Source organism: Bacillus sp. CGMCC 1.60114 (genome assembly GCF_042676365.1).
GTDB classification, from domain to species: Bacteria; Bacillota; Bacilli; order Bacillales; family Bacillaceae_G; genus Bacillus_A; species Bacillus_A rhizoplanae_A.
Window position 1 is genome coordinate 223482 of sequence record NZ_JBHTHG010000118.1, and the last position, 19168, is coordinate 242649.

Annotated in this window: 16 protein-coding genes, 1 pseudogene and 1 other annotated feature; of the genes and pseudogenes, 15 read left to right on the plus strand and 2 right to left on the minus strand. The window is 37.0% G+C overall.

The features are described from left to right. The first annotated feature begins 20 nt into the window (after positions 1-20). The 7 genes from ACFQZ1_RS22470 to argS all read left to right on the plus strand — a co-directional run bounded on the left by ACFQZ1_RS22470 (position 21) and on the right by argS (position 6163). Positions 21-752, plus strand: coding sequence for a Bax inhibitor-1/YccA family protein (locus ACFQZ1_RS22470; protein ID WP_377884369.1), 732 nt, complete (start codon positions 21-23; stop codon positions 750-752). A gap of 158 nt (positions 753-910) precedes the next feature. Continuing rightward, a complete protein-coding gene (locus tag ACFQZ1_RS22475; RefSeq protein WP_098311095.1) occupies positions 911-1249 on the plus strand; it encodes a single-stranded DNA-binding protein in 339 nt (112 codons plus the stop codon). A 63-nt stretch (positions 1250-1312) separates the two neighbouring features. Further along, on the plus strand, positions 1313-2440 hold the full coding sequence (locus tag ACFQZ1_RS22480; protein ID WP_377884370.1) for a conserved virulence factor C family protein: 1128 nt from the start codon (positions 1313-1315) through the stop codon (positions 2438-2440). 5 nt (positions 2441-2445) lie between these two features. Beyond that, the gene (locus ACFQZ1_RS22485; RefSeq protein ID WP_154711554.1) at positions 2446-2829 is read left to right on the plus strand and encodes a thiol-disulfide oxidoreductase DCC family protein; all 384 of its coding nucleotides are present in this window, start codon (positions 2446-2448) and stop codon (positions 2827-2829) included. An 84-nt stretch (positions 2830-2913) separates the two neighbouring features. Beyond that, positions 2914-3348, plus strand: a complete 435-nt coding sequence (locus ACFQZ1_RS22490; protein ID WP_377884371.1) for a BrxA/BrxB family bacilliredoxin — start codon at positions 2914-2916, stop codon at positions 3346-3348. A gap of 45 nt (positions 3349-3393) precedes the next feature. Then, on the plus strand, positions 3394-4170 hold the full coding sequence (locus ACFQZ1_RS22495) for a class I SAM-dependent methyltransferase (RefSeq protein ID WP_377884372.1): 777 nt from the start codon (positions 3394-3396) through the stop codon (positions 4168-4170). A 40-nt stretch (positions 4171-4210) separates the two neighbouring features. Next, positions 4211-4426, plus strand: a binding site (T-box leader). Positions 4427-4474: 48 nt separating this feature from the next. Continuing rightward, positions 4475-6163 carry an arginine--tRNA ligase gene (argS, locus tag ACFQZ1_RS22500; RefSeq protein WP_377884373.1) on the plus strand — a complete coding sequence of 563 codons (1689 nt, stop codon included), beginning with the start codon at positions 4475-4477 and terminating at the stop codon, positions 6161-6163. A gap of 165 nt (positions 6164-6328) precedes the next feature. Here argS and ACFQZ1_RS22505 read toward each other — a convergent pair whose 3' ends face one another. Next, on the minus strand, positions 6329-7018 hold the full coding sequence (locus ACFQZ1_RS22505; RefSeq protein ID WP_377884374.1) for a YjjG family noncanonical pyrimidine nucleotidase: 690 nt from the start codon (positions 7016-7018) through the stop codon (positions 6329-6331). Between the two features lie 356 nt (positions 7019-7374). On the opposite strand from ACFQZ1_RS22505, the gene ACFQZ1_RS22510 reads away from it, so the two are divergent. The 6 genes from ACFQZ1_RS22510 to ACFQZ1_RS22535 all read left to right on the plus strand — a co-directional run bounded on the left by ACFQZ1_RS22510 (position 7375) and on the right by ACFQZ1_RS22535 (position 15586). Continuing rightward, positions 7375-8964 (plus strand): PucR family transcriptional regulator, encoded by a 1590-nt coding sequence (locus ACFQZ1_RS22510; protein ID WP_377884375.1) that lies wholly within the window; start codon positions 7375-7377, stop codon positions 8962-8964. Between the two features lie 186 nt (positions 8965-9150). Beyond that, on the plus strand, positions 9151-10608 hold the full coding sequence (locus ACFQZ1_RS22515) for a CoA-acylating methylmalonate-semialdehyde dehydrogenase (RefSeq protein ID WP_377884376.1): 1458 nt from the start codon (positions 9151-9153) through the stop codon (positions 10606-10608). Positions 10609-10624: 16 nt separating this feature from the next. Beyond that, a complete protein-coding gene (locus ACFQZ1_RS22520; RefSeq protein ID WP_377884377.1) occupies positions 10625-11965 on the plus strand; it encodes an aspartate aminotransferase family protein in 1341 nt (446 codons plus the stop codon). Between the two features lie 301 nt (positions 11966-12266). Further along, positions 12267-12467 (plus strand): DUF3311 domain-containing protein, encoded by a 201-nt coding sequence (locus ACFQZ1_RS22525; RefSeq protein WP_377884378.1) that lies wholly within the window; start codon positions 12267-12269, stop codon positions 12465-12467. Beyond that, entirely contained in the window at positions 12464-13957 is a 1494-nt protein-coding gene (locus ACFQZ1_RS22530; RefSeq protein ID WP_377884379.1) for a sodium:solute symporter family protein, read from the plus strand. Before ACFQZ1_RS22525 ends, ACFQZ1_RS22530 begins: the two co-directional genes overlap by 4 nt. A gap of 12 nt (positions 13958-13969) precedes the next feature. Further along, positions 13970-15586: an amidohydrolase gene (locus ACFQZ1_RS22535; protein WP_377884380.1), complete on the plus strand. Its 1617-nt coding sequence runs from the start codon at positions 13970-13972 to the stop codon at positions 15584-15586. Between the two features lie 314 nt (positions 15587-15900). Here ACFQZ1_RS22535 and ACFQZ1_RS22540 read toward each other — a convergent pair whose 3' ends face one another. Then, on the minus strand, positions 15901-16785 hold the full coding sequence (locus ACFQZ1_RS22540; RefSeq protein WP_377884953.1) for an AraC family transcriptional regulator: 885 nt from the start codon (positions 16783-16785) through the stop codon (positions 15901-15903). Between the two features lie 112 nt (positions 16786-16897). On the opposite strand from ACFQZ1_RS22540, the pseudogene ACFQZ1_RS22545 reads away from it, so the two are divergent. Both ACFQZ1_RS22545 and ACFQZ1_RS22550 read left to right on the plus strand, forming a co-directional pair. Beyond that, a pseudogene (locus ACFQZ1_RS22545) lies at positions 16898-17805 on the plus strand (DMT family transporter). Positions 17806-18281: 476 nt separating this feature from the next. After that, a complete protein-coding gene (locus ACFQZ1_RS22550; RefSeq protein WP_377884381.1) occupies positions 18282-19139 on the plus strand; it encodes a nucleoside-diphosphate kinase in 858 nt (285 codons plus the stop codon). The last annotated feature ends 29 nt before the right edge of the window (positions 19140-19168 follow it).

Genomic DNA, 19168 nt, shown 5'->3' on the forward strand with positions numbered 1-19168 from the left:
TCTATTTTAGGAGGGAAATCATGCGAACATCCAATCCAATGTTAAAGAAAGAGGCGTTTCGAAAAGAGGGCGTAAGTACTTCAGCGATGACAATCGGTGGTACAGTTGGTAAAACGTTTATTATGCTCATATTGTTATTAGGAACGTCTGTGTACGCATACATGCAGATGATTGAAAATAAGATGCAACTACCAGTATTAATTGGTGCTTTAATTATAGCGGCAATTGTAGCGTTTGCTTCGGCATTTGTACCACGTATTTCACCAATTACAGCACCGATTTATGCAGCGGTAGAAGGAATTGTATTAGGAAGTATTTCTGCTATGTATACAATTCGTTTTGGTGACTATATCATTTTACACGCAGTGTTATTAACCATTTCTATTTTACTAGCAATGTTAGTGTTATATGCAACACGTGTTGTGAAAGTGACAGATAAGTTCCGTACAGGTGTTATGGCAGCAACGTTTGGGATTGCGATTATGTATTTAATCGTTTTAGTTCTACAACTATTTGGCGTGCCAGTGCCATTCTTACATCAAGGTGGAACAATTGGCATAATTGTTAGTGCAGTTGTGATAGTTGTTGCCGCACTAAACTTAATGTTAGACTTTGATTTCATTGAAGGCGGCGCGCGCGGCGGTGCTCCGAAGTATATGGAGTGGTACGGTGCATTAGGATTAATGATGACACTAGTTTGGTTATACCTAGAAATTTTACGCTTCGTTTCTTACTTTGTAAAAAATGATTAAAATGTGAAATCCTGCATGTTTGTATCATGCAGGATTTCTTTTTGTTTTTTTATAGAGACAAAAATGAGTTTTTTTATAAAAAAATAGCTTTTCACGTTTTTTACGGCACGCTTCCTTTTTTCTACAATAAAGAAAAAGGAAGAGGTGAAATAAATCGTATGATGAATCGAGTTGTGTTAATCGGCAGATTAACAAAGGATCCAGAATTATACTATACAAAGCAAGGGATTGCTTATGCGCGTCTTTGTGTGGCAGTAAATAGAGGATTTCGTAATAGTTTAGGGGAGCAACAAGCAGATTTCATTAACTGCATGATTTGGCGAAAATCGGCGGAAAATGTAACGATGTACTGCAAAAAAGGAGCACTTGTTGGTATAACCGGACATATTCATACGAGTCAATACAATAATGAGAGCGGAAAAAGAATATATAAGACAGAAGTTGTTATTGAAAGAATTACTTTTTTAGAGAAGAAAAAAGAGCAAGCACCTCAGTAGGAGTCTTATTTCAGAACATGTTACAATACAGCTAAGAACAGCAATAAAGGAGAGACAATATTCGTGAAGATTAAAGGGATTGAACCGACACCAAGTCCAAATACAATGAAAGTTATTTTAAATGAAGTGTTACCATCAGGAGCACGTAATAACTATACACGTAATAATATGGGGGAAGCTCCGGAAAGAGTGCAGCAAATTTTACAAATTGAAGGTATTAAAGGTGTGTATCACGTTGCGGACTTTTTAGCGGTAGAGCGTAATGCAAAATATGACTGGAAACATATTTTACAGCAAGTACGTGCTGTATTTGGGGAAGAAGTAGCAACGGAGAGTGAAAAAGAAGCCAATGCGCATTTTGGCGAAGTAAAAGTATTTATTCAAATGTTCTTTACTATTCCTATGCAAGTGAAATTAACAGATGGTACAACAGAGGAACGAGTTGGATTGCCAGATCGCTTTAAAGAAGCAATTATGAAAGTGCAGATGTCTGCGCCAAATGTTGTGAAAGAACGTAAGTGGGTTGAGCAAAGTACACGCTACGGTGACTTTGAAGACATTGGAAAAGAAGTTGTGGAAGAAATTGTTGCGGCATATCCAGCTGAGCGCGTAGAAACAATTGTACAAGAATTATTACAGCAAGCAGGAGCAAAAGAAGTAACGATTACAAAACGTCAGCCATATAAAGTAACAGAAGAAATGATGAATGATTCTGATTGGACAAAACGTTATGCAGCACTTGAACAAATGGATCCAACAGAAGAAGATATTCCTGTACTGAAGAAAGCGATAGAAGATGAAAAAGTATCGATTCGCCGCTTAGCAACTGCTTATTTAGGAATGGTAAAAGGTGATGCTGTATTACCTTTACTGTATAAGGCATTATTAGATAGGTCAGTAAGTGTACGCCGTACAGCAGGTGACTGTCTATCAGATATCGGTGACCCAGCAGCAATGTTTGTGATGATTAAATCGTTAAAAGATCCAAGTAAACTTGTACGTTGGCGTGCGGCAATGTTCTTATTTGAAATTGGTGATGAAAGTGCAGTCCCAGCACTTCGCGTAGCACAGGAAGATCCAGAATTTGAGGTAGCGATGCAAGCTCGCTTAGCCCTTGAACGTATTGAAGGCGGAGAAGAAGCGAAAGGTTCTGTTTGGAAGCAAATGACGGAGTATCGAAAAGGAGAATAATAGCCATGCTTGTTTTTTATGATAGCTGGTGCCCGATGTGTACAAAGGTTGCAAATCGAACGAAAGAACTAGATAAAAAGGGGAAAATCAAATTTGTCTCTTTTCGCGAAGAAGAAATTGTGCAGCAATATTGCTTATCAGAAGAGATGCAGCAAAATATGGAGAAACAGCTATATATTTATAAAGATAGTCGTTGGTATAAAGGCATTAAAAGTGTAGATGTTTTAGCGAAAGCAATTCCTGCATACTGGGCAATCGTACCATTTATTAAATTATCGATGCTTTTTGGTTTTGGTCAATTTTTATATGATTATATTGCCGAGAGAAGAGGAATTGTCCCCGTCGGACATTGCAAAGACGGGGTTTGCGAACTTCCGAGGAAAAAATAAGAAAGTCATTATGTTTCTTTTGCGTCTATTATTAGAGCATGATATGATGAATCTGGAATGAAAGTTGAAGGAGAGATTAGTAACATGACAAATGCATACGAAGAATACATGCGTCAAATGGTAATTCCAATGCGCCAAGAGTTAGTACGCGCAGGATTTAAAGAATTAACAACAGCAGAAGAAGTACAAGAATATATGGAAAATACAGAAGGGACAACATTAGTTGTTGTAAACTCTGTGTGTGGTTGTGCGGCAGGATTAGCACGCCCTTCAGCTGGCCAAGCGGTTGTACGTTCTGAGAAGCAACCTAACAATCTTGTAACTGTATTTGCAGGTCAAGATAAAGAAGCAACAGCAATGATGCGCTCTTACTTTGATGATATCCCGCCATCTTCACCATCTATGGCTTTATTAAAAGGAAAAGAAGTCGTTCACTTTATTCACCGTCATGAAATTGAAGGTGCAACAATGGAAGAAATTATTAATAACTTAGAACAAGCTTTTGAAAAGCATTGCTAAAAAGGGAGAGATTTTCTCCCTTTTTCTTTGTAATGAGGTGAAAGAATGATTGTAACGACAGCAGGACGAACAAATAAAGAGATGACCACATATGCTGAAAAAATAGCAGCAGATTTACAATGTACTTTTTTAGTGAGAAATGATCATCCTATTTATGAATTACATGAGCAATATAAACAAGATATACTTGTTGTTGGGAAGAACCGATTAGCGATTTATCCGCAAGGAACGGAAGAATCGTTCTTTTTTCATCCAAATTCAGCAATGTTTCGCGTGAAGCGATTAATGCGCGGTGAACATGATCCATTTCTGCAAGCTGCGCAGATAGAAGAAGGGATGACAGTACTGGATTGCACACTAGGTATGGCATCTGATAGCATTGTGGCAAGTTATGCTGTAGGAGAAGCGGGACAAGTTACTGGATTAGAAGGTAATCGCTATATGGCATATTTAATTGAAAAAGGTCTTCAACAGTGGGATGCAGGTGTAACAGAAATTAACGAAGCAATGCAGCGAATTACAGTAAAGCATACGGAGCATTTATCTTTTTTGCAACAATGTGCAGATCATAGCTACGATGTAGTATATTTAGATCCGATGTTTGAAGAAACAGTATTAGAATCAGACGGTATTCGTGGTTTAAAACATTTTGCATTGTACAACGATATTACGGATGAGACAATTAAAGAGGCAAAGCGTGTGGCGCGAAAACGAGTTGTGTTAAAAGACCATTTTCGTAGTACGCGTTTTGAAAAACATAACTTCTTTGTATATAAACGAAAAAGCTCTAAATTTCATTTTGGTGTAATTGAAACTTGCTAATTGTCAGATAATATGTATAATGGACTATAATCAATTGCATAGAAAATCTTGGATGAAGAGAGTAATTATTTTCAGAAGCGATAGCGAGCTAGGGATGGTGAAAGCCTAGTGCAGAGAAAATAATGAAGCGCACTTCGGAGATGCTGCTTGAACGGTGTAGTAGAGTAAGCCGGGGCTCCCTTACCTCGTTATAAACGGGAAAGTGGTTCGTTATGAACAACAAGGGTGGTACCACGGGTGTAAACTCGTCTCTTTTTTAGAAAAGAGGCGAGTTTTTTTATTGATAAAAAGGAGGAAGATACTGATGGAATATAAAATGAAGTTTGCACAGCATGTATTCGATGTATTAGAACCAAGTTTATCATTACAACAAATTGCCGCTTTAATTGAAACACCAAAGCAAGATGAGTTTGGAGATGCAGCCTTTCCTTGTTTCACATTGGCAAAACAATATAAAAAAGCACCAGCAGTTATTGCGCAGGAACTAGCAGATAAATTATCTCACCCATTTTTTACAAAAGTAGAAGCAGTTGGACCATATGTAAATGTGTTCTTCGATCGTCAAACTGTAAGTAATGAAGTGTTAAATGCAATACTAGACGAAAAAGAAGAATATGGGCAGCTGCACTTTGGGCAAGAAAAAACAGTTGTAATTGACTATTCATCTCCTAATATAGCTAAGCCATTTTCGATGGGGCATTTACGTTCTACAATGATTGGAAATGCATTAAAACATATATGTGAAAAGTGTGGTTACGAAGTCGTTGGCATTAACTACGTCGGTGACTGGGGAACGCAGTTTGGGAAACTTATTACAGCCTATAAAAAATGGGGCGATGAAGAACTTGTCAAAGAAGATCCGATTCGTGAGCTATTTAAGTTATACGTACGTTTTCATGAAGAAGTAAAAGAATATCCAGAGTTAGAAGAAGAAGGACGTGCTTGGTTTAAAAAGTTAGAAGATGAAAACCAAGAAGCGGTATATTTATGGAATTGGTTTCGTCATGAATCTTTAAAAGAGTTCTCTCGTATTTACGAACTGCTTGGCGTAGAATTCTCGAATTTTCAAGGCGAGGCATTTTATAATGATAAGATGGATGATCTCGTTTCGCTTCTAGAAGAACACCGTTTACTAGAGGAATCAGACGGAGCACAAGTGGTCAATTTAGAAGCAGAAGGAATGCCGCCATGTTTAATTAAAAAGTCAGATGGTGCTACTATTTATGCAACGCGTGATCTAACAGCTGCATTATATCGTCAAAATACGTATGAATTTGATAAAGCATTATATGTTGTTGGAGAAGAACAAAGCTTACATTTCTCACAATTCTTCACAGTATTAAAAAAATTAGGATTCCAGTGGGTAGAAGGTATGTCTCACGTACCATTTGGACTCATTTTAAAAGACGGTAAGAAAATGTCTACTCGTAAAGGAAAAGTTGTTCTATTAGAAGAAGTGCTAGAAGAAGCAATTTTGCTAGCAAAGCAAAATATTGAAGAAAAGAATTCGAACTTAAAGAACAAAGATGAAGTAGCAAGACAGGTCGGTGTCGGTGCAATTATTTTCCACGACTTGAAAAATGAACGCATGCATAATATCGAATTTTCGCTTGAAAATATGCTGAAATTTGAAGGAGAAACAGGACCATACGTTCAATACACACATGCACGTACTTGTTCGCTATTGAAAAAAAGCGATATAGATATTGAGAAACAAGAATTAAAGTTAACAGATGATATAAGCTGGACAGTGATAAAATTGTTAAATCGCTTTCCGCAAGTCATTGAAACAGCTTTTGTAAAATACGAGCCATCTCATATTGCAAAATATTTACTAGACGTGGCGCAGGCGTTTAATAAATATTATGGTAACGTTCGTATTTTAGAAGAAAACGCACAGAAAGAAAGTAGACTTGCGCTCGCATATGCGGTGGAAATTGTATTAAAAGAAGGTTTACGTTTGCTTGGGATGGAAGCGCCTGAGGAGATGTAGAGGATATGAAAGAGAAGGGAATTGAGTGTTTATCAATTTCTTTCTCTTTTTTATTTATAACATTTCAGCTAATTAGTAAACATGGATTAATTTTATAAAATAAAAGAGGCTGTACTCAAAACGAGTTTTAAATCATTTTGAGACAACCGCTGTCTTAAGGTATATCTATTTTTTTAGTATATTTTTAAGCTCCATCAAATTTGAAATCTCAAAAGTAGGTTTCAATCCTAATGTATTTACAATTTTATTAGGATTAAACCAGCACGTATCTATACCAAAATTGATCCCGCCTTGTATATCAGAAGTTAAGCTATCTCCTACCATCAATACCTTGCTCTTGTCAGTGTGCTGTATATTGTTTAAAGCGTGTTCAAATATTTTAGGGTCTGGCTTTGATGCCTCAACATCCTCAGAGACTACGATATCTTCAAAGTATTTTGCTATAATAGATTTTCTTATTCTATGATCCTGAACATCTTTAAGACCATTAGTAATTATAGTAAGTCTATAATCTTTATGTAGACTTTCTACAAGGTCTATACTCTCATCGTATAAAAAAGATGCATAAGATAAATGTTTCATATATAATTGTGCAAATTCAACTTCATCAAATTCAGCATTTAATTTATTTGATAACCGTTTAAATCTTTCAACATTTAATTTTTTCTGAGTAATAAGTCCATCCTCAAGCTCTTTCCATATAGCTGTATTTATATCCTTGTATACTTTCAAATGATGATTTTCATCATATTCTATATTAAACGCAAGCATAGTATTTTTAAGAGCATCTTTTTCAGATTTTTTAAAATCAAATAAAGTCTCATCTGCATCAAATATTATAATCTCGTACTTCATACTAATCCTCCAAATATAGTTAGTTTTTCTAGTTATCACATACAAACTTTTTTATAAAAAAGTCTTGTCAACGTACTTATATGATGTCCTATAGCATTTTGTTACAAAATGTCATAACAAGTAAAATACGAATCTAGTTTTATATAAAATACTTATTATGCTATACAACACTTTATAAATTACAGTATTTATAAAGTGTTGTATAGGACATATGTCATACTAAACAGGGGTATGAGAAAACTTGAGCACAGGAAAATTACCTGTATTTAGTTTTTTATATTTTGTATAATTTAAAATTTTCAAATAAAATATTATTAGAATTAAAGTTTCTAAACTCTAAAGAGGTGTACGATAAAATGAATACTGGGGTTAATTTATCAGTAAAGGAAATCTTAAAGCATAGGCATTTTCAAAATGCAAAAGTGATAGCAGGGAAAGCCGGCCTTTGCCGAACGGTAAAGTGGCTACATATTATGGAAATACCTCGAATTGGAAATCTCTTAAACGGAAATGAACTTATCCTTTCTACAGGAGTTGGATGGAAAGGAGATAAAGAAGTTTTTCTTTCATTACTTAAAGAATTTATTGATGCGAATGCTGCAGGACTTTGTATTGAATTAGGAATGTATATGACTGACGTGCCACAAGAAATTATAGAATTAGCCGATTGTCATGATTTCCCATTAATTGTTTTCTATCATGAAGTACGGTTTGTTGATATTACACAAGATGTACATACTCTTTTATTGAAAAAACACTATCAAATGATTTCAGATTTAGAAGACTATTCACATCAGTTAAATCGGTTGCTTCTTACATCTAACTCACAATCAAAAATCTTGCAACTGTTACACGATTATTTACAAATGACAGTATTGTATCGTTCAAAAGAAGGTGAAATCCAAATTATTTCCGAAAAAATGCCTGATGAACAAGAGAAAATCATTAAATTTTTAAGAGGGGATAACGTACAAAAGGACGTAACTATTTTTTGTCAATCAATACAAGCTTTAGATCAAAAATTTGCAGACCTCTTCGTCGTTTCAGAATCTGAAATAAATGGATTTGAATCACTTATAGTAGACCGAAGTGCCATAGCATTGGCGCAAAACCTATTACGTGAGTTATATGTTGAAGAACGAAGGAAGGCTGATGAAACGGAATGGATTCAAAGATGGATCGATGGGGCACATAGTGAAGAGCGAATTCATAGATACATTACTGAGCTTGAGCCTAACCTCAAAGTAAACGGCTGTATTGTGTTACTCTGTAAAATCGATGACTATGACCAAAAAAGCTCGGGTTTCACTTATTTAAAAATACTCTTTCGTTCTATATTTGAACAGCAGGGTTTCTTTCTTTTAGCAACTGTAAGGAAGAATCAAATGATGTTCATATTGCTGAACAAGCGGAAAACGAGTGATTGGAAACGTAGAATCGAAGCGGGAATCGACCATCTGCAAAAAACAGAATTAATGGAAAAATACAAGGTGGGTCAAATCCAATTTGGTGTCGGAAAATTTATAGATAAATTAAGTCATGTAAAAAAGAGCTATTACACGGCGCAAGAATCATTAATCATTCAGGAGAACATGCCAAAAGGGCATGTGAGCTATTTTTATGACGATTTACATATCTTTCGTTTAGTATCGATAGTTAACGAACAAGGAGATCTGGATGATTTTATCTCCGATTATTTAGGCCCTGTACTCATTTATGACCAGCAAAATAACGGAAAACTAATGGAAACATTAAAAACTTACCTTAAGTGCAATGGATCTAAGCAAGAAACAGCAACAAATTTATATATCGTTCGGCAGACTCTTTACCAACGACTTCAAAAATTAAATGAGCTCTTAGGGGAAGATTTTATGGATTTCCATAAACGACAAGCGATTGAATTTGCCATCACTGCCTATGAATATGTATTTGCTTTTAAATCGTAATGAAGTATGTTGAGTACTTTACTCTATGTTTTCTTACTTTGGACTATTTGTAAATAAATAGATTGGATATTACCAAAATGTAGTGATTATTTTACAAATAAATTTACATACTGTCTACTGAAAGCGCTTTCTGGTACGGATATAATAAACGCACAGGATTGTTATTTCAAACAGGAGGTTTTCACTATGGTAGCAACTAACATTGTACAAACGTTAAAAAACTACATTGGTGGACAGTGGATAGAATCTACAAGTAAACAGGTTGAAGAAGTACCAAATCCAGCAACGGGAGAGCTCATTGCTCGTGTACCACTTTCAACTAGAGAAGATTTAGATCGAGCGGTTATAACTGCTAAAGAAGCCTTCAAAACATGGAGAAAGGTCGCTGTGCCTCGACGTGCTCGCATTTTATTTCGCTACCAACAGTTATTAGTTGAAAACTGGGAGGAATTAGCGCAGCTTATTACTCTAGAGAATGGAAAAAGTTACAAGGAAGCTTACGGTGAAGTACAACGGGGGATTGAATGTGTTGAATTTGCTGCAGGTGTACCAAGCTTGATGATGGGAGAGCAACTTCCTGATATTGCTACTGGTGTTGAGTCAGGGATGTATCGTTACCCAATCGGAGTAATCGGGGGAATAACGCCGTTTAACTTTCCGATGATGGTTCCATGCTGGATGTTTCCACTCGCGATTGCATGCGGAAACACGTTTATATTAAAACCATCTGAAAGAACACCATTGTTGGCTAATCGCTTAGCTGAACTGTTTCAAGAAGCAGGTCTACCAGATGGCGTATTAAATATTGTGCATGGTGCACATGATGTGGTGAATGGCATTCTTGAAAATAAGGATGTGAAGGCAGTATCCTTCGTTGGTTCTCAACCTGTGGCTGAGTATGTATACAAAACAGCAGCAGCTAACGGCAAACGTGTACAAGCGCTTGCAGGGGCAAAAAATCATTCGATTGTTATGCCGGATGCAGATTTAAAAAACGCCGTAAGCAATATCATCGGTGCTGCATTTGGATCTGCAGGCGAACGTTGTATGGCAGCTTCAGTTGTCGTTGCAGTTGGAGACGTTGCAGATGAATTCATCAGCCGACTCAAAAAAGCTGCTGATGAAATTAAAATAGGAAATGGGATGGATGAAGGGGTGTTCCTTGGACCAGTCATTCGTGAGTCGCATAAAAAGCGCACAATTCATTACATTGAATTAGGTGAAAAGGAGGGTGCTTCTCTTATTCGGGATGGAAGAAAAGATGTAGAGAATGAAAAAGGATACTTTGTTGGCCCGACGATCTTTGATAACGTCCAACCTGAAATGAAAATTTGGCAAGATGAAATTTTTGCTCCTGTGTTATCGATTGTTCGAGTAAAAACTTTAGAGGAAGCAATTGAACTTACAAATAAGTCTGAGTTTGCAAATGGCGCATGTTTGTATACTGACAGTGCGAGTGCGATCCGTGAATTTCGTGAAGAAATTGATGCAGGAATGCTAGGTGTCAATCTCGGAGTTCCTGCTCCAATGGCGTTCTTTCCATTCTCAGGCTATAAAAATTCTTTCTACGGTGACCTGCACGCAAATGGAAAAGATGGTATTGAATTTTACACAAGAAAAAAAATGTTAACAGCTCAGTATTAAAGGAAGGGGAATAACTATGCAAAAAGTTGATCAACGACAAGATTTTGTAAAAAAAGATGAGCAATACATTTGGCATGCAATGCGCCGTTATAATGCAGCTGCTCCTTCAATGATTGTTACAGATGCAAAAGGGTCGAAAATAACTGATATTGAAGGAAATTGTTATTTAGATGGCATGTCTGGTTTATGGAGTGTGAATGTTGGATATGGTCGCAAAGAGCTTGCGGAGGCCGCTTACCAACAGCTTTTAGATGTTCCATATTTTCCATTATCCCAAAGTCACTTACCAGCAATTCAATTAGCAGAGAAGTTAAATGAATGGCTTGGTGATGAATACGTCATTTTCTTCTCCAATAGTGGTTCTGAAGCGAATGAAACAGCGTTTAAAATTGCCCGCCAGTATCATCAGCAGTCCGGTGAATACAATCGCTATAAATTTATTTCACGTTATCGCGCTTACCACGGCAATTCAATGGGGGCTCTTGCTGCAACGGGTCAAGCGCAGCGTAAGTATAAATATGAGCCTTTAGGACAAGGGTTTTTACATGTCACACCACCTGATTCTTATCGTCATACGAAAGAAGAAAACCTTAAGTTTGCGGAAGAAATTGATCGTGTCATTACGTGGGAATTAAAAGAAACTATTGCTGGAGTCATTATGGAGCCGATCATTAGCGGTGGCGGTGTACTTATGCCACCTGAAGATTATATGAAGAAGGTAAAAGAAATCTGTGAAAAGCATGGTGTACTTCTTATTGTGGATGAAGTAATTTGCGGTTTTGGTAGAACAGGAGAAAAATTTGGATTTATGCATTATGGTGTGAAACCAGACATTGTTACAATGGCAAAAGGACTTACAAGCTCTTATCTTCCATTATCAGCAACCGCTGTAAGAAAAGACATTTATGAAGCGTTTAAAGGGACGGAAGAATATGATCATCTTCGTCATGTTAATACATTTGGTGGACATCCAGCGAGCTGTGCAGTTGCGCTGAAGAATCTTGAGATTATGGAAAGGGAAGGACTTATTGAAAACGCAAGGGTCTTAGGTGACCGTTTCCTTGAAGAATTATCAGAACTAAGAAACTATCCATATGTCGGCGATGTACGGGGCAAGGGGTTTTTAATAGGGATTGAGCTCGTCGAAGATAAAAAAACGAAACAGCCTGCAGATATAAAGAAAGTTAATACTGTGATTGAAGCTTGCAAAAAGCAAGGATTGATCATTGGTAAAAACGGTGATACAGTCGCAGGATATAACAATGTACTCATGCTGGCACCACCGTTAAATATTACAGAAGAAGACTTTGAATTTATCGTCAAAACAATAAAAAAAGCAGTAGCGGAACTTGAATAGGTTTAACCTAGATTATTAAGACGATATAAAATAACTTCGAAATGTTACACTGTAAACAAGTACATTTATCCCGCTATTTGCGGACAGTAAGCCCCCACTTCAAGATTCAGAGAAAAGCGAAGAAGATAGGAGGGGGCTTTCATTTTTTTATCTTTAATTTTCTGAATAGTTGGCTAATTTAAAGGGTGGGGTATTAATCTTGTGTTTTTGAAGAAACAAGAGAAGAAGACTTTGAATCGTATAGGTAACTAACAAATGTCAGAAGTAGACCAAATTGATTCATGAAGAGGAGGCTGTGAAGTTGAAGAAAACTCATGTATTAGGAATACTTCCGTTTATTGGTATGTTGGGAGGTATTCCGTTCGTAAACAAGGTAACTCCCTTTGTACTTGGAATGCCGTTTGTCCTTTTTTGGTTTGTGTTATGGGTTGTTTTAACTTCTATTGTGATGGCCATCATCTATCGAATCGATCCTGAAAACCAAGAGGGGGATACAGAATGAGCATTGCACTAGTTATTATATTTGGATTCTTACTTTTCTCTCTTTACTTGGGTATTCGCGCAACAAGGGGAAAAGAAATGAATTTGGAGCAGTGGTCTGTAGGCGGGAGAGGTTTTGGGACCATGTTCGTATTCCTGTTACTTGCGGGAGAGGTATATACGACATTTACTTTTCTCGGGGCAAGCGGTTGGGTTTATCGCAGTGGAACGGCAGCATTATATGTACTGGCGTATATCACATTGGCGTATATCCTTTCTTACTGGTTGCTTCCTCCCATCTGGAAATTTTCTCAGAAACATCAAATCGTGTCCCAATCCGATTTTTTCGTCAAGAAGTTCAACAGTCCTTATCTAGGGATTCTTGTATCTATTGTCGGCATAATTGCAGTAGTCCCTTATTTTATTCTTCAATTAAAAGGATTAGGAATTATCGTATCAGAAACGTCCTATGGCTCCATATCGCCTACCGCTGCAATTTGGATCGGGGCCATCGCGGTCACTATTTACGTGATGATATCAGGAATTCACGGATCAGCTTGGACAGCCGTCATAAAAGATATCACCATTTTGATCGTAGTCGTTTTTTTAGGACTTTATATTCCATACCACTATTACGGTGGAATCCAACCAATGTTTGAAGCGGTTCATCAGACGAAACCAGAGTTTCTGACATTTCCTAAAGAGGGACTAAGCATCTCATGGTTCATTTCCACTGTCCTATTATCCGTACTAGGTTTTTATATGTGGCCACATGCGCTTGCACCAGTATTCGCTGCTAAGAACGTAAAGGTATTCCGTAAGAATGCAGTCATTTTGCCGGTATATACTCTTATGCTGTTGTTTATAGTCTTTGTAGGCTATACGGCACTTTTGAAGGTTCCGGGCTTAAAGGGAGCCGAGGGGGACTTGGCCTTATTGAGAATATCAATTATGTCGTTTAAACCATGGATCGTTGGGTTCATTGGAGCGGCCGGCTTATTGACTGCACTCGTGCCAAGTTCCATTATGTTGATGTCGGCATCAACGTTGTTTTCAAAAAATATATATAAGTTCTTCGTCCCATCCGCTACTGAGGTCCAAATGATGAATGTGGCGAAGTGGGCTGTTCCAGTCATTACACTGATTTCGGTGTACTTTGCTTTGGATAAAGGAAATTCTCTGTCTACATTGCTTTTGATGGGCTACAGTCTAGTCACCCAATTGTTTCCTCCCCTTCTGTTTAGTTTATCGAAACACAATTTGGTAAACAAATATGGAGCGTTTCTCGGAATCATCTGCGGAATAGCAACAGTGGCCTATGTAACCATCTCTAAGACGTCGTTTAGCACGTTGTTTCCAACACTTCCTTCCGTTGTGAAGGATATCAATATTGGGTTCATTGCCTTGTTGGTAAACACGATTATCATGGTGGGAGTTAGTATGATGACGCGAACGCTTGAAGGGAGTCATCAGCCGTTTGTTCAGAAAGAAGAGACAAAAACAACGATTTAAGGAGGATTTTAAATGGCGGATAGTGTGTTTTTAAACGGTGAAGTAATTACAGTTGATGAGAAAAACAGAATTGCGGAAGCGGTCGCAGTCAAAGGGAACAGAATTATTGCGGTTGGTACAAATGAGGAAATAAAGAATTACATTCATGACAACACGCATGTCATAAATTTGGAAGGAAAGAGTTTACTGCCTGGTTTCATTGATTCTCATTTGCATATGGCGATTATTGGAACGAATAAGCTCGGTATTGATTTCAAGGAGATGCATTTGCCATCTGTACATGATCTTCTGGAGAAGGGGAAAGCAGCGGCGAATCAGACGCCTAAAGGAGAGTGGATTCGGGCATGGGGATTTAACGAGAATTTAATTGAAGAAAAGCGTTTTCCCACGAGATGGGAGCTTGACGAGATTTCCAAGGATCATCCAGTTATCGTTGGACGTACTTGCGGTCACATTTCCGTAGTAAACAGCAAAGCACTTGAATTGGCCGGTTTATCCAAAAATACCCCCAATCCGGAGGGAGGAATCATCGGACGGGATAAAAACGGTGATCTTAACGGATTGTTATATGAAACCGCTCATATGAGTATGTATGCACTCGCGCAATTTTCCGAAGAGGAACTGATTAAGGGGCTTGTTCTAGCAAGTAATGAGTTTGTTAAATTAGGAATAACGAGTATTCATGATGCCGGTTCATACGGTGCTTCCGTTTTTAGAGCAATGCAGAAAGCGGTTGCTTCCGGGGCTGTGAAGACACGGATTTATGCCATGATTTGTGAACTGAACCATCCTGAAAATTACATTAAGAAAATGATAGATGCCGGTATTTTGTCAGGGCTAGGTAACGAGTGGTTTCGAATCGGTCCTGCAAAGGTATTTACGGACGGTGCCAGCACCGGTCCGACAATTGCAACGAGGGAACCATACACAAGTAATCCAAATGATTGCGGAATTCTCTACTATAGTCAGGAGCAATTGGATGAGATATTGGGAGAAGCACACGAAAAAGGATTTCAAATTACGGCACATGCACAGGGAGATCGAGCGATTGATATGTTGCTTACTTGCATGGAACGTGCACTCGAAAAACATCCACGGTCAAATCATCGGCATCGGATTGAACATGCGGGGGTGACAATGCCGGATTTACTTATCCGCATGAAAAAGCTTGGAGTGGTTCCTATTCCTAATCCTGGGTTCTTCTATGAATTTGGGGAAGGGTATATAAAAGACTATGGTGAAAGGGTAAATCATATGTATCCCCTTCGTGATTATATTGATGCTGGTATCATTGCTGCAGCTGCTTCCGATAGCCCGGTTATCATGCCAAATCCACTTCTTGGTATTCATGTCGCTGTTAACCGCTTGAGTTCATCCGGACAAGAGGTCGGAGCCAATCAGCGTGTTAGCATTTTGGAAGCAATTAAACTCTTTACCTGGAATGGTGCGTACGCAAGTTTTGAGGAAACGATGAAAGGCAGTATCGAAGTAGGGAAAATTGCAGACTTGGTTGTTTTGGATAAACAGATTCTAAACGTTCCTCACGAACAGATTAAGGATATACAGGTTGAAGTAACAATGTTGGACGGTGAAATTGTATTTCAGCATTCAACTTCCTTAATCGGATAACGCATAACTTTATCCTGTTATTCGTGGGCAGTAAGACCCCAATCTCGAGATTCAGAGTGAAGCGAGGAAGATAGGTAGGGGATAACTGCTAACTGCTTGTTTTATCATAATAAAGTTGTTTAAAAACGCCAGTCATGCATTTCAATAATCAAGCCAGGTAATTGAATAAGTGATTGTTAAAAAACTCTAAATTAAAAATAATTATTATTAAGTAAGCTTTTCCCCCCGTTCTAAATTTAGGCCGGGGGTATGCTTATTTGAGGTTTTAAAAATCTAATAACTTTACTGTCATTTTACATAAGAACTTAATTTAGTTAGTAACCATCTATTTTATACTTTTTATATGCTAATGGTGTCATGTTCATCGACTTTCGGAATTTATCGATGAAATAGCTTGTACTATTAAATCCTACTTGATAGGTAACTTCTGTAACATTGGATTCTGCTTGTTGCAGTAGGATTAAGCTTTTTTGAATTCTATAATCGGTTACATAAGTCAATGGGGTTTTCTTTAAAAGTCGTTTGAAATATCGACAACATTCAGATCGACTCAATTGACCAGCTCTTGCAATATCGTCTAACATGATTTTCTCAGCATAATGTAGGTGTATCCAATTTAGCATTTGTTTCATCCGATTACTCTTTAACATTTCTGTCTGATTGTGTTCTAATTGCACGCCATTAATGATCAAATTTTTCCAGATTAACGTTAACTGCATGGTGATGTCAATTTCATAGTATGGTGGTTTTTGTTGAATCAATTGATTAATTTTTATAATGGCATCTAAAATGTTTTTCCCCCAAGGCTCATTTGCAACTAAATATAAGTAAGGTAAATTAGTCGCTTGAATATAGGGAGATACATAGGTTGTGTAGAGTTCTTGTGACAAAACGAAATGAGGAGATACATTTAAACAAATATAGATGCAGTCCGATTGATCCTTTTCCTCTGCCATGTGCAGGTAGCCGCTATTTATAAATAGCCCGTCGCCCTTTGGAACTACTATTCTTTCTTCATTTATTTGAAAGATTGCTTCTCCTTTTAAAATCAAAACAAATTGAATTTCCTCATGCCAATGAAGTGGTATATAGCCATGGATATTTTGGTTAATTGTTGTCTCGTAACATGCAATTGGTAACATGATGGTACGATGTTTAGTCAGTTCTTTTAAGCTTTCATCAACAATGAAGTTTTTTATTTGCAAATTATCACCTCAATATACTTATACTTTTTCGTAAAATTTCAGTATTATTAAAACGATTTAGCACTTATTATAACACTATTATTATATTTAAGGTGGAGAATGGATTATGAATGGACCTACTAGAAAAACAGGGTTATTTCTCGTTATAATGGGAGCGATATTTTGGGGGATTGGTGGCACGGTTGCACAGAAGCTCTTTCAACAATACTCAATCAATGTGAATTGGCTTGTAACGACACGATTACTCATAGGCGGTTTTTTACTCTTAACGGTTCAATTTTTTAGAAAAGACCGTTTTCAGATAATTGGTGTATGGAAAAATAAGCTATTCAACTGATTATCTTCGGGTTACTTGGCATGCTTTCGGTTCAATACACATATATGGCATCCATTAAATATGGTAATGCTGCTGTTGCGACACTATTACAGTATCTAGCACCTGTAATGATTATTATTTACTTAATTTTACGCAAACAAACTGTACTAACACGACAAGATTTGTTAACCGTTGCGCTTGCTTTAGGTGGTTGCTTTTTCTTATTAACCAATGGATCAATCTCTCAACTATCTGTGCAGACATCTGCAATAGTTTGGGGTGTTTTATCTGGACTAGCGTTAGCATTTTACACCTTATATGCAGTTCCTTTACTGAAGCAATATGATTCCCTTGTCGTTGTTGGCTGGGCTATGATTATCAGTGGTTTTGCATTAAGTTTTATTCATCCACCTTGGCAAATGGACTCTACAAATTTATCAGTAGAAGCCTATTTATACGTAGTATTCGTTATAATATTCGGTACAATGCTTGCGTTCTGGTTTTATATAGAAAGTTTACAAAGTCTTTCACCTAAAGAAACAAGCCTTTTAGGTAGTTTAGAACCACTAGCAGCTGTTTTAACAACAGTCTTTTGGTTAAAAGAACCTTTTGGATTTTTTCAATGGGTTGGTACAACTTGTATTATTGGAATGATTTTATTATTAGCATTGAATAAAAAGTCTTCTCCAAAGAATTAGTCAACATTATATAATTAAAAAGCCCTTCATAGTTAACTAACTGTGAGGGGTTTTTTAATGTTAATCTGCATCTTCTATAAACACATTGTTTCACAAATCCAGCCCTTGAATGGAAGAAGGAATGACTATTTATTTCCTTCTTTCTATAACACTTAGATTTAAATGAATTCATTGTTATATTTTTAAGTGCAGTGAAGTATTTTACATCGAAATTTAAAAAACTTTATTTTAACCTCATCTTAAAATCAAAATGGGATTATACGTGTTTGACGTTTCAAAATTAAATAACTTTATTGTCATTTTACACTGCTGGCATGCGTCCGATTGAGCGGGCTTTCCAACAGTGGGAGATGAAGAAAATTCCCACTGTTGAAAGTTCAAATTGGATGTATGAACATAATCATTATTATGTTCGCATAAGCAACTTTCCTTTTCTTCCATATAGTATTACATAGGGTGGAAGGGGGATATAGATATTGAATTGGGACAAATTAGGGTTCGTAATATGCAAACCAGACGCAGTATACTTAAATTTAGAACGAGAAATTCTGTCGTTTCTTGAGCAAAGAGGATTTCAAATTCTTGCCTGCAAATATGTGACGATTACACCGAATTTATGCCGGCGTTTATATTGGGATGAAAATAAGGAGTATTCTGAATGGTGGTGGGAATTAGAATCTGAATTCTTGAATTTAGGAGAAAGTTTATGTGTGTTGGTTCAAGGTACACCACAACCGCCGTACAAATCGGTTTCCGAGCTGATTGAAAAAAAGTGGAAGGGAAACTTCAAGCCTGAAAAAGCAAAGAAAGGAACGATACGATGTACGTTTGGAGCAATGAATGGGATATTTAATCTATTTCACTCTGCAGATTGTACAAACGCGGTGAAACGGGAAGCATCATTGTTTTTTACAGCTGAAGAGATAGAACAATTAGCATGTGAAAATGCTTCATTCGTACTTAAGCAAAAAGAAGCGGGCAATCTTGATGTTATAGATATGTACTTTCGTATCAAACGGAAATGTATACGAGTTTCATCCATGCATATGAAAGTAAAGAAAAGATATATAAGTTTTCTTGATAAGAAACAACGTCAGGCCATGAGTGTAAGCAAGTCAATGAAGCAGCTTTGGTTGTATAATACATTGCAGGAGGAATATCGGATGTTTTACATGCACATTGGCAAAGACAAATTACTAGAGTGTATAACTAACAACAAAAATTTTAAAAGAATAAACTACAATATACTATTCCAAGCATTCGATAAAGCCGGTTTAAAACTTGCAAAATGGGAAACCTGTTTGTTTAAAACGACAATGTTAAGTTTTACATAAAAACCTTCAGTACACTGAAGGTTTTTATG